At 70.3% G+C, this 11,857-nt stretch carries 10 protein-coding genes; 7 read left to right on the top strand and 3 right to left on the bottom strand.

All coding sequences use genetic code 11. The annotated features are described in order from the left end of the window. Positions 1–14 precede the first annotated feature (14 nt). On the bottom strand, positions 15–1,046 hold the full coding sequence (gene cydB / locus Q9S36_RS09320) for a cytochrome d ubiquinol oxidase subunit II (protein ID WP_311284866.1): 1,032 nt from the start codon (positions 1,044–1,046) through the stop codon (positions 15–17). Positions 1,047–1,055: 9 nt separating this feature from the next. Then, positions 1,056–2,483, bottom strand: coding sequence for a cytochrome ubiquinol oxidase subunit I (locus Q9S36_RS09315; protein ID WP_311284865.1), 1,428 nt, complete (start codon positions 2,481–2,483; stop codon positions 1,056–1,058). Positions 2,484–2,718: 235 nt separating this feature from the next. On the opposite strand from Q9S36_RS09315, the gene moaA reads away from it, so the two are divergent. The 3 genes from moaA to fdhD are packed head-to-tail and all read left to right on the top strand — an operon-like array spanning position 2,719 to position 6,165. Further along, positions 2,719–3,783 carry a GTP 3',8-cyclase MoaA gene (gene moaA / locus Q9S36_RS09310; RefSeq protein ID WP_311284864.1) on the top strand — a complete coding sequence of 355 codons (1,065 nt, stop codon included), beginning with the start codon at positions 2,719–2,721 and terminating at the stop codon, positions 3,781–3,783. Between the two features lie 55 nt (positions 3,784–3,838). Further along, on the top strand, positions 3,839–5,299 hold the full coding sequence (locus tag Q9S36_RS09305; protein ID WP_311284863.1) for an MFS transporter: 1,461 nt from the start codon (positions 3,839–3,841) through the stop codon (positions 5,297–5,299). Between the two features lie 23 nt (positions 5,300–5,322). Then, a complete protein-coding gene (gene fdhD / locus Q9S36_RS09300) occupies positions 5,323–6,165 on the top strand; it encodes a formate dehydrogenase accessory sulfurtransferase FdhD (RefSeq protein ID WP_311284861.1) in 843 nt (280 codons plus the stop codon). Between the two features lie 70 nt (positions 6,166–6,235). Here the strand turns inward: fdhD and Q9S36_RS09295 are convergent, their stop codons facing one another. Continuing rightward, entirely contained in the window at positions 6,236–6,817 is a 582-nt protein-coding gene (locus Q9S36_RS09295) for a Dps family protein (protein ID WP_251451054.1), read from the bottom strand. Between the two features lie 451 nt (positions 6,818–7,268). Between Q9S36_RS09295 and Q9S36_RS09290 the strand changes: the two genes are divergently transcribed. The 4 genes from Q9S36_RS09290 (at position 7,269) to Q9S36_RS09275 (ending at position 11,854) form a co-directional block, all read left to right on the top strand. Then, positions 7,269–7,832, top strand: coding sequence for an NYN domain-containing protein (locus Q9S36_RS09290; protein ID WP_251451048.1), 564 nt, complete (start codon positions 7,269–7,271; stop codon positions 7,830–7,832). A gap of 2 nt (positions 7,833–7,834) precedes the next feature. Continuing rightward, positions 7,835–8,629 carry a hypothetical protein gene (locus tag Q9S36_RS09285; protein WP_311284860.1) on the top strand — a complete coding sequence of 265 codons (795 nt, stop codon included), beginning with the start codon at positions 7,835–7,837 and terminating at the stop codon, positions 8,627–8,629. 111 nt (positions 8,630–8,740) lie between these two features. After that, a complete protein-coding gene (gene deoC, locus Q9S36_RS09280) occupies positions 8,741–9,406 on the top strand; it encodes a deoxyribose-phosphate aldolase (protein WP_311284859.1) in 666 nt (221 codons plus the stop codon). 60 nt (positions 9,407–9,466) lie between these two features. Further along, on the top strand, positions 9,467–11,854 hold the full coding sequence (locus Q9S36_RS09275) for a phosphoketolase family protein (RefSeq protein ID WP_311284858.1): 2,388 nt from the start codon (positions 9,467–9,469) through the stop codon (positions 11,852–11,854). The last annotated feature ends 3 nt before the right edge of the window (positions 11,855–11,857 follow it).

Genomic DNA, 11,857 nt, shown 5'->3' with positions numbered 1-11,857 from the left:
CCGGAGACCGGTGCTCAGTGGGCGGCCGCGCCGGCCTTCTCGATGTGTGTGCGGGTGACGCGCTTGCGGAAGACCCAGTACGTCCAGCCCTGGTACAGCAGAACCAGCGGGAGGAAGATCACCGCCGCCCAGGTCATGATCGTGAGCGTGTAATCGGTGCTGGAGGCGTTCTCGATCGTGAGGGAGAACGCCGGGTCGGTCGACGACGGCATGACGTTGGGGAACAGCGCCAGCCACAGGGTCAGCACCGCCGCCACGATCGTCGCCGCGCCGAAGCCGAAGGCCCAGCCCTCACGGTCGCGCATGTTGAACACGAGCGACATGATCAGGGTCACGGCGGCGATCGCCGCGCACGCGATGACCCCGGCGATGAGCGGGGCTCCCGCGCCGACGGCGTTGAAGACGGTCCACACGAGGAAGACCGCGGCCACCGCGACGGCGGCGAGACCGGACGTGCGCGCCAGCACGCGGGCATCCGTGTGCACCTGCCCGTCGGTCTTGAGCGCGACGAAGTAGACGCCGTGGGTGAAGAAGAGCAGCAGGGTCGTCAGCCCGCCGAGGATCGCGTACGGGTTCAGCAGGGTCAGCAGGGTGCCGGTGAACTCGAACTCCGCGTCGATCGGCACGCCCTGCACGATGTTGGCCACCGCGACGCCCCAGAGGAAGGCCGGCACCGCCGAGCCCACGATGATCATGAGGTCGAATCGCTTCTTCCAGCGGAGGTCGTCACGCTGATGGCGGTACTCGAAGGCCACGCCGCGCGCGATGAGGGCGAGCAGGATCAGCAGCAGCGCCAGGTAGAAGCCGCTGAAGAGCGTCGCGTACCACTCCGGGAAGGCGGCGAACAGGCACGCGCCCGCGACGATCACCCATGTCTCGTTGAGGTCCCACACCGGCCCGATCGTGTTGATGATCTGACGGCGCGACACCTCGTTGCGGCCGAGGAAGGGCAGCGACATGCCCACGCCGAAGTCGAAGCCGTCGAGGACGAAGTAGCCGACGAAGAAGACGCCGACGATGAAGAACCAGACGTATGCGAGATCCATGGCCGTCTCCTAGTAGACCGTCGTCGGGGTGTCTTCGATCGCGCGTGAACGCGGATCGGGGTCGTCGGGGCCGGGCAGCGGATCCGGGCCCTGCTGGGCGGCCTTGAGGATGAGGCCGAATTCCACCACGGCCAGGGCCGCGTAGACGAGCGTGAAGGCCACGAGCGAGATCAGCACCGTCCAGCCGGGGACGTTCGGCGAGACGCCGTCCTCGGTGAGCATGAGGCCGAAGACGATCCAGGGCTGTCGGCCCATCTCGGTGAACACCCACCCGACGAGGCTGCCGAGCAGCGGCAGCGGAGCGGACCAGATCGCGATCCGCCACATCCAGCCGGCGACGGGGCGGGTCGCCTTCTTCCGCGTGACCCAGAGCCCCGCCACGGCGATGAGGGCCGCCGCGCCGCCGAGACCGATCATCCAGCGGAAGGACCAGTAGGTCACCCACACGATGGGCATGTAGTCCACGCCCGCACCGAACTGCTCGCTGTACAGTGCCTGCAAGTCGTTGAGTCCCTCGACGCAGCCGTCGAGCGAGTGGGTCGACAGCAGGGACAGCAGGTAGGGCACGCGCAGCGACCAGATCTCCTCGGAGCCGTCGGGGGTGCCGAGCGAGAAGATCGAGAACGACGCGTCCGCCCCGCACGCGGTGTTCCACATCGCCTCGGCGGCCGCCATCTTCATCGGCTGGGTGGCCACCATGACCAGGCTCAGCTGGTCGCCCGACAGTGCCACGCCGGCGAACGAGACGAGCATGCCCCACAGCCCGAAGCGCAGCGACGAGCGCATCGTCTCGAGGTGCTGCCCGCGAGAGAGGTGCCACGCCGAGACGGCGATGACCACGGCGGCCGAGAACATCCACGCCGCGAAGATCGTGTGCGGGAACGCCGCCAGCACGACCGGGTTGGTGAGCACCGCGCCGAAGTCGATGAGTTCGGCCCGTCCGCCGTCCGCGGCCATCTGGTAGCCGACCGGGTTCTGCATGAACGCGTTCGCGGCCAGGATGAAGTACGCCGACAGGGTCGAGCCGAGCACCACCATCCAGATCGACGCGAGGTGCAGGGCGCGGGGGAGCTTGTCCCACCCGAAGATCCACAGCCCGATGAAGGTCGCTTCGAAGAAGAAGGCCATGAGGCCCTCGAATGCCAGGGGTGCGCCGAACACGTCGCCCACGAAGCGCGAGTACGCCGACCAGTTCATGCCGAACTGGAACTCCTGCACGATGCCGGTCACGACGCCCATGGCGAAGTTGATGAGGAAGATCTTGCCGAACAGGCGTGTCAGGTGCAGCCACTTCACGTCGCCGGTGCGGTGCCACACGGTCTGGAAGATGGCGACGACCAGCGCCATGCCGAGGGTGAGCGGCACGAACAGGTAGTGATACAGGGTCGTGAGACCGAACTGCCAGCGGGCGAGCAGTAGCGGGTCCAGCAGCTCCACGTGCGGTCTCCGATCGGTCGAGCGATCCTGTGGTCAGGCCACAGAATACCATGTGGTCTGACCACGTGGTAGGGCGAGAGGGGAACGAGCCGGAGGGCCGGTTCGTTCCCCTCCACGATCGCAGTCACGGCGAGCCGGATCCGGCCGTTTCGGGGGACTTTGGTCCCGCGGCGACAGCGGCGGGTAGCCTCGAAGACATGGTGCTCGAGACCCCCGAACGCCGCGGCGGCCCCGCATGACGGCCGTCCCGGTGGTGATCGGGGTGCGAGCGGATGCCGCCCCCCGTCGTCAGGGCGACGCATCCGGTGCCCTGGTCGACACCTTCGGCCGCGTCCACCGCGACCTGCGCATCTCGCTGACCGACCGCTGCTCGCTCCGATGCACCTACTGCATGCCCGAACAGGGGAACGAGTGGCTCGCCCGCTCCAGCATCCTCACCGTCGATGAGATCGTCGAGGTGGCGCGGGTGGCCGCAGCCGCCGGGATCACCACGTTCCGCCTCACCGGCGGCGAGCCGCTGCTGCGCACCGACATCGTGGACGTGGTGCGGCGTCTGGCCTCGCTGGCCGGTCCCGATGGCCGGCCCGTCGAGCTCGCGATGACGACCAACGGCATCCGGCTGGGTGACGTGCTCCCCGACCTCATGGCCGCGGGGCTGAGACGGGTCAACATCTCCATCGACACCCTCCGGCGCGACCGCTTCCACGAGCTCACCCGTCGTGATCGCCTGCCCGAGGTGCTCCAGGGGATCGCGGCGGCCGCGGCATCCGGGCTCTCGCCGCTCAAGCTCAACGCCGTCGCCATGCGCGACGTCAACGACGACGAGCTCGTCGACCTCGTCGCCTTCGCGATCGCCCACGACGCGCAGCTGCGGTTCATCGAGCAGATGCCGCTGGACGCCGGGCACACCTGGGACCGCGCCCGCATGGTCACGCGCGACGAGATCCTCGCGACGCTGTCCACGAGGTGGGACCTCACGGCGGTCCCCGGACGGGGCGGCGCGCCGGCCGAGCGGTGGACGCTCGACGGCGGACCCCACACCGTCGGCATCATCGCCTCGGTCACGGCACCGTTCTGCGGCGACTGCGACCGCCTGCGACTCACCGCCGACGGGCAGCTGCGCAACTGCCTCTTCTCGACCACCGAATACGACCTGCTGCCCACCTTGCGGGCGCCGCACGCTGACGGCGACATCGATCGGATGCTGCGCGCGTGCGTCCGGGGAAAGCTTCCGGGGCACGCGATCAACGACCCGTCGTTCCTGCAGCCGGCGAGAGGGATGAACGCCATCGGGGGCTGAGGAATCCGTCGGATTCGCGCCCTCGCGGCTGTGAATCACGGCAGAGTGGTCAGCGATGACCTCCACCGCCACCCCCACCGGCACGATCAGTCTCAGCCATGCGCAGCGGTGGCGCGCGTACTGGGTGTGCGTGAGCGTGGCCGCAATCACCATCCTCGACATGTCGAAGGTCAACGTCGCGCTGCCCTCGATCGAGCAGGCGCTGGGCGCGGGCTCCACGGAGCTGCAGCTGATCGTGTCCGGGTACGTGCTCACCTTCGGCCTCGTGCTCGTCCCGGCCGGGCGGCTCGGCGATCAGCGCTCCCGGCGCGCGCTCTTCATCATCGGGCTGTCGCTGTTCACGGTGACGAGCCTGCTGTGCGCCATCGCGACCTCGCCGCTGCTGCTCATCGCCGGCCGTCTGCTGCAGGGCGTCGCCGCCGGCATCCAGATGCCCCAGGTGATCGGCCTCACGCAGCAGCTGTTCCAGGGCGAGGAGCGCGGGCGCGCCTTCGGGCTGTTCGGAGCGACCATCGGGATCGCCACCGCGTTCGGTCCCACCCTCGGCGGCCTGCTCATCGCGGTCGGCGGCGACACCGACGGCTGGCGACTGGTCTTCTGGATGAACGTGCCGCTCGGCGTCCTCGCCATCGCCGCCGCGATCTGGGTCCTGCCGCGCACCCGGGAGCGCGCGAGTGCCCCGCTCGCCCTCGATCCGGTCGGTGTCGTGCTGTTCGGGCTCGCCGTGCTGGCGTTCCTGTGGCCCTTCCTCTTCACCACCGGCGCTCCCACCGACGACCCGCGGCGGTGGTGGCTGCTCGCGGCCTTCGCCGCGTTCGCGGTGGCGTTCTTCGTGTGGGAGCGGCGGTACGCGCGGGCGGGTAAGGCGCCGCTCGTGCCTTTCGGGCTCTTCCGCATCTCGTCCTACCGGAACGGCACCCTGCTGCAGACGGCCTACTTCACCGCAGCGCCGGCGATGTTCCTGCTCACCACGCTCTTCCTGCAGCAGGGCGTGGGGCTGGCCGCCGTCTACGCCGGGATGGTGACCATCGGCTTCGCCCTCGCCAGCGCGGTCTCGTCGTGGATCGGCGGGAACCTCGTCGGACGCTACGGGCGCCCGGTGGTCGTGTGGGGGCTCGTGGCGATCCTGCTCTCGGTCATCGGCCTGGCCGTGTGCGCGGTCGTCCTTCCCGCCGAGGTCGTTCCGTGGGCGATGGCGGCGGTGATGACGGTCGGCGGCTTCGGCGGCGGTCTCGTCATCGCGCCGAATCAGACCCTGACCCTGCAGGACATCCCGGTGCGCCAGGGCGGCATCGCCGGATCGGTCGGCCAGCTCGGCCAGCGCATCGGCGCCGCGGTCGGCACGGCCATCGGCCTCTCGCTCTTCTACTCCACGATCTACGCCGAAGCGGGGGAGGAGCGGTACGTCGTCTTCCACGATGCCTACGGGTACGGCATGATCGCCGTCGGCGGATTCCTCGCCGTCGCGCTGGTGGTCGGGATCGTCGACCTCGTCGGGCGCAAGCGCCACGAGTGAGCGCGCGGCGTTAGCCTCGGGGGATGGGTCGCATCACCGCTCGACGTCCCGTGGTGAAGATCACCCTGGGGGGCGAGCCGGTGCGCCGCAGCGACACCCTCGCCGTCGAGGAGCCGCTGGAGCTGCGGGTCGGCGGTGTTCCCCTCGCAGTCACGATGCGCACCCCCGGCGCCGACGTCGACCTCGCCGCGGGCTTCCTCGTGTCGGAGGGGGTGCTCACGCGCGCCGAGCAGTTCCGCGCCGCGGTCCACTGCGGTGGGCCCGGCACCGGCGGCGAGGCCAACACCTACAACGTGCTCGACATCGGCCTCGCCCCCGGCGTTCGCCTGCCAGACGCGGTGACGACGCGGGCTTTCTACACGACGAGTTCGTGCGGGGTGTGCGGCAAGGCGTCGATCGACGCCGTCGAGACGGTGTCGCAGTTCGACGTCTCGACGGATGCCGCCACGGTCACCGCGGACTTCATCGCGTCGCTGCCCGATCGGCTCCGCGCGGAGCAGGCGGGGTTCCGCACGACCGGTGGCCTGCACGCGGCGGCGCTCTTCGATGCCGCGACGGGGGAGCTGCTCGTCGCGCGGGAAGACGTCGGACGGCACAACGCGGTGGACAAGGTCGTCGGATGGGCGCTGCGCGAGGATCGGCTGCCCCTCGCCGGCACGGTGCTGCAGGTGTCGGGCCGGGCGAGCTTCGAGCTCGTGCAGAAGGCCGTGATGGCCGGCATCCCCATCCTGTCGGCCGTCTCGGCGCCCTCGTCGCTGGCGGTCGAGCTCGCGGCGCGGTCGGGCCTGACCGTCATCGGGTTCGTGCGCGGGGAGACGATGAACGTCTACACCGCCGCCGAACGGGTTCGTTCCGACGGGGCGTGAGGCGCGCCGGGAACAGCACGACGCCGCTCGCGACACGAAGTCGCAAGCGGCGTCGAGAGAGCGCCTGGGATCACCGCTGAGGCGTGCGGTTCTCCGCGCTCACCATCCACGACAGCTGCTCGAGGCGCTCCAGCACGGCGTGCAGGATGTCGGCGCTGGTGGGGTCTTCGTCGTCGACGTCGTCATGGACGTCGCGGCACGTGTGGACGACGGCGTCGAGCCGTTCGGTCATGAGGTCGACGACCTCGCTGGTGTCGATCTCGCCCTGGGGGAACTCCGGCAGGGTCGTCGTCTCGGCGACGGTGTCGCTGCGGCCGTCGGGAAGCGCGTGCAGAGAGCGCATCCGCTCGGCGACGGTGTCGCTGAACTCGCGAGCGGCTTCGATGATCTCGTCGAGCTGGAGGTGGGTGTCGCGGAAGTTGCGTCCGACGACGTTCCAGTGCGCCTGCTTGCCCTGCAGCGAGAGCTCGATGAGGTCGACGAGCACCTTCTGCAGGCTTTCGCCGAGCTCCTTCGACGCGGTGAAGCCGGATTCGGCGTTCTGCTCGTCGGTCAGCTCGGCTCCGGTGCCGCCCTTCGCGGGGCGCCGGCGGTTGCGTGCCGGGGTGGCGGTGCTCTTCGCAGTCGACTTCTTCGCGGTCGTGGTGGCCATGGTGGCTCCTTCCCGTTCAAGCGTGTGGCTCGTGGATGTGCGAGCAGGATCGACCGTACGCGGCACCGCGGGCGCGGGCGCGGGCCTTGCACGCCGCCTCCGCGAGTGCTACGCGCGGGCGGACGGGCGGCGTCGACACCGAGTGCTACGACGAAAACCTGCCGCGCGCAACCCCTTGGCGCGACCGGAACGGGTGCGGGACGGTGACCGCCGCGATTCCTGTCACTCGGACCCGAGGCGGCCGCCCTCATCTACCGCGCTCGCGCCTATTCGGCGGACGGGCAGCCGGTGCTCTCGGCCGCGATGTCGAGTGTCTACGTGCGGCACGAGGGCGCCCTCCGGCTCGCGCTCTACCAGCAGTCGCACGAACTCGCCGCCTGACGGTGCGCGGGCGCCGTCGCGGCCTAGGCTGGTCGCAGGCCGTACCGCGCGGCGAGGTGGGCAGGGTGAGATGACAGGCGACGACGACGGCGTCACATGGGTGCTGGTGGACGGCGAGAACATCGACGCGACCCTCGGGTCGTCGATCCTGGGACGTCGCCCCCAGCCCGAGGAGCGCCCCCGCTGGGACCGTCTCATCGCCTTCGCGGCCCGCAGATGGCAGCAGCATGCGCAGGGGCTGTTCTTCCTGAACGCCTCCAGCGGCATCCCGATGTCGTTCGTGCAGGCGCTCAAGGCGATGGACTACCGGGTGGTCCCGCTGTCGGGAGCACCCGATGAGAAGGTCGTCGACATCGCCATCCAGCGAACGCTCGCGGCCCTGCGCGAGCGCGGCGGCGACGTCATCCTCGTCAGTCACGACGGTGACTTCCTCGACGACCTCGGCGCGCTCGTGGGCGCGGACCGTCGGGTCGGGCTGCTGGCGTTCAACGAGTTCCGCAACGTCGGCTACGCGGCGCTTCCGGGCATCGAGAAGTTCGACCTCGAGTTCGACGCGGGGGTCTTCGACGCCCCGCTTCCACGCGTGCGCGTGATCCCCATCGACGAGTACGACCCGAGCAGCTTCCTGGGCTGATCATGGTGCTGCCTCCTGTCTCGCCCGGCATGTCGGCGGACATCGGCGGCCCCGACGGACACTCCTACGGGGCGGTGCTCCTGCGCTCGGAGGCGTCGCATCCGATCGCCGCGTCCGGTGCGGATGCCGCACCGGACGTGGCGGGGATCCTGCACGGACTCCGCTTCTCGGGCTGGGTGGCACCCCCCGACCGGGGCTGGACGGTGATCCTCGGAGACCCGGGCGCGGGCGTCGTGGCGCGGGGGCGCCGCGGGATCGTCGAGGTCGCGGGTGCGATCGCCGCCGCCGTCGCCGGTCCTGTCGTGGCGGTGCAGGTCCGGCGCGACCGTCAGCTCGGCATCGTGGCGTGGCTCGACGGCGTCGAGATCGCCCGATACTGCAGCGATCCGTCCGTCGAGCCCGGCGCCGACCGCGAGGTGCTGTCGGATCCGGTCGGCGAGGACGACGCCGAGGCGCTCGCCACCGCACTCGGACGCTCCGCCGCCGCCGAGGAGCTGCGGGCGCTCCTGGCCGAGGAGCTCGATCCTGACAGCGTGTTCGAGTCGGAGCGGCTGCGATCCGTGCTGCGGGTGATGGGCATGCCCGAATGGCTGGTGGCCGCAGGCTCGCTGCCGCACGACATACCGACCGGCCCGCGCGCGGCCGAGCTGACCCGGCTGCGCGCCGGCGAGACCGGGCCGGCGGCACTCGCGGCCCACGGTCTGATCAAGAAGGGGCGCCGGCGCCACGCGCCGCCGCCGATCATCGACGACCCGCCTCGTCAGAACGACGGTGGAATGGATCCCTGGCTGCTCTAGCGGCGTCAGGATGTGCTCAGGTGCATCGGGCAGAATGAAAGGTCGTGCCGCGTTTCGAACGCGGCGTTCCTTCGTCTCTGACTTCCCATCGCACTTCGTCCCTGGAGGACCATGTCCATCGCACACCTCGCACGCGCCGTCGACCACACGCTGCTCAAGCCCGAGGCCACCCGCGGCGACATCGCCGCCGCGGTCGCAGAAGCTGCGGAGCTCGGCGCCTACAGCGTGTGCCTGTCGCCGACGGCGCTTCCGGTCGAACTGCCCGAAGGTCTGAAGCTGACCGTGGTGTGCGGCTTCCCGAGCGGCAGGCACCACTCGGAGATCAAGGCGGCCGAAGCCCGTCTCGCGGTCGCGCAGGGCGCAGACGAGATCGACATGGTGATCGACATCGCCGCCGCCATCGACGGGCGGTTCGACGCGATCGAGGCGGACATCCGCGCGGTGCGCGAGGCCGCCCCCCGGCCGGTGGTGCTGAAGGTGATCGTCGAGTCCGCCGCGCTCGACGACGAGGCCCTCGTGGGCGCGTGCCGGGCCGCCGAGGCCGCCGGGGCGGACTTCGTCAAGACCTCCACCGGCTTCCACCCCGCCGGCGGCGCCACCCTCCACGCCGTGGAGCTGATGAAGCGCACCGTCGGCGACCGCCTCGAGGTCAAGGCCTCGGGCGGCATCCGCACCCTGGCCGATGCCAAAGCCATGGTCGCGGCGGGCGCCACGCGACTGGGACTGTCCAGCACGCGCGCGATCGTCGGCGACCGCGTGGCGGTCGGCGGCTACTGAACCGGTCGCGCCTGCGCAAGCCCGTCGTCGCGCGCGGGACGCTCGCGTAGCGTGAGCGCCATGACGGCGAACGACTTCTCGACCGAGCGCCCCATCGACGACGAGACCGTCGACGCCCTCGATGCGTGGTGGCGGGCGGCGAACTACCTCTCGGTCGGCCAGATCTACCTGCGCGACGACCCCCTGCTGCGCGGATCCCTCACGCGGGAGAAGATCAAGCCCCGGCTGCTCGGCCACTTCGGCACTGTTCCCGGGCTCACTCTCGTGTACGCGCATATGAACCGCGCCATCCGCGAACGCGACCTGGACGCGCTGTACATCGCCGGGCCCGGCCACGGCGGACCCGCGATGGTCGCGGCGGCATGGCTGGACGGCACCTACACCGAGCGCTACCCGGACGTCGGCCGCGATGAGGAGGGGATGCGGCGACTCTTCGGGCAGTTCTCCTGGCCGGGCGGCATCCCGAGCCATGCGGCGCCCGAGACGCCCGGCTCCATCCACGAGGGCGGTGAGCTCGGGTACTCCCTCTCGCACGCCTACGGTGCGGCGTTCGACAACCCCGATCTCACCGTGGTGTGCGTGGTCGGCGACGGAGAAGCCGAGACCGGACCGGCGGCCACCGGCTGGCACGGGAACAAGTTCCTCAATCCCGTCACGGACGGAACAGTCCTGCCGATCCTCCATCTGAACGGCTGGAAGATCGCGAACCCCACGCTCCTCGACCGCATCCCCGATGACGAGCTCCTGCAGCTGTTCCGCGGTTACGGCTACGATCCGCTGCTGGTCGAGTTCGCGGCATCCGATGAGCCGGACCGGATCCACCGGACGCTCGCGGGCGTGCTCGACCAGACGCTCGACCGGATCGCCGCTCTCCGCGCGGCCGCCCGCGCGGGGGACGAGATCCGTCCGCGCTGGCCGATGATCATCCTGCGTTCTCCCAAGGGCTGGACGGGACCGGTCGAGGTGGACGGCGATCCCGTCGAGGGCACGTGGCGCGCGCACCAGGTGCCGCTCGATCAGGTGCGCGACGACATCGCCCATCGCGAGATGCTCGAGGCGTGGCTGCGGTCGTATCGTCCGCGCGAGCTCTTCGACGATGCAGGAGCGCCGGTGTCGTCGATCGCGGCGCTCGCTCCCGAGGCCGGCAGGCGGATGAGCGCTTCGCCGCACACCGTCGGGGGTGCCCGGCGTGATCTGACCGTGCCGTCTGTCGAGCGCTTCGGGTTCGACGTCGACCCGACCGCACGCGGATCCTCGGATGCCGGGTCGACGGGTGTCCTGGGCCGCATGCTCGCTGCGGTCATCACCGACAACCCCTCCGATTTCCGTCTGTTCGGGCCGGATGAGACCGCGTCGAACCGTCTCGCCCCGGCCGTGTACGAGGCCACCGCAAAGCAGTGGCTCGGCGAGATCCGCCCCGTCGACCGCGACCTCGCCCCGCGCGGCCGGGTCATGGAGGTCTTGAGCGAACACCAGTGCCAGGGCTGGCTCGAGGGTTACCTCCTCACCGGTCGCCACGGCCTGTTCACCACCTACGAGGCCTTCGTGCACATCGTCGACTCGATGTTCAACCAGCACGCCAAATGGCTCGAGGCCGCTTCGCAGGTGCCGTGGCGGGAGCCGATCCCGAGCCTGAACTATCTGCTCTCGAGTCACGTCTGGCGGCAGGACCACAACGGGTTCACCCACCAGGATCCGGGGTTCCTCGACGTCGTCGTCAACAAGAGTCCCGACGTGGTGCGGGTCTACCTGCCGATCGACGCGAACACGCTGCTGGTCACGGCCGACCACTGCCTGAGGTCGAGGGGGTACGTCAATGTGGTCGTCGCGGGAAAGCAGGAGCAGCCCCAGTGGCTGACCCTCGACGAAGCCCGCCGTCATGCCGAGCGGGGTCTCGGTGTCTTCGACTGGGCCGGCTCCGAGGTCGCAGGCGAAGCGCCGGACGTGGTCCTCGCCGCCGCCGGCGACGTTCCCACGCTCGAGGTGCTGGCCGCCGCGGCGCTGCTTCGCGAGGGGGCGCCCGAGCTGCGCGTGCGGGTGGTGAACGTCCTGGACCTGATGCGACTGCTCCCTGAGGACCGGCATCCGCACGGACTGACGGACGACGACTACGACGCCGTCTTCACTGCGGACAGGCCCGTGATCTTCGCCTTCCACGGCTACCCCGCCCTCGTCCATCGGATGACCTACCGTCGCCGCGGACACGACAATCTGCACGTGCGCGGCTACCTGGAGCGCGGGACGACCACGACCCCGTTCGACATGGTGATGCTCAACGATCTGGACCGGTACCGGCTCGCCGCCGACGCGATCGATCGGGTGCCGGGAGCCCGGGAGCGACATGCCGCGTTCCGGGACGAGCTCGAGCAGCGGCGCGATCGGGCGAGGGCGCACACTCGCGCGCACGGCGAGGACATCCCCGAGGTCGCGCAGTGGCGGTGGTCCTAGGCT

This window comes from Microbacterium sp. ARD31 (assembly GCF_031844425.1).
The sequence above is the reverse complement of the archived record's forward strand: the minus strand, read 5'-3'. Positions and strand labels throughout refer to the sequence as shown.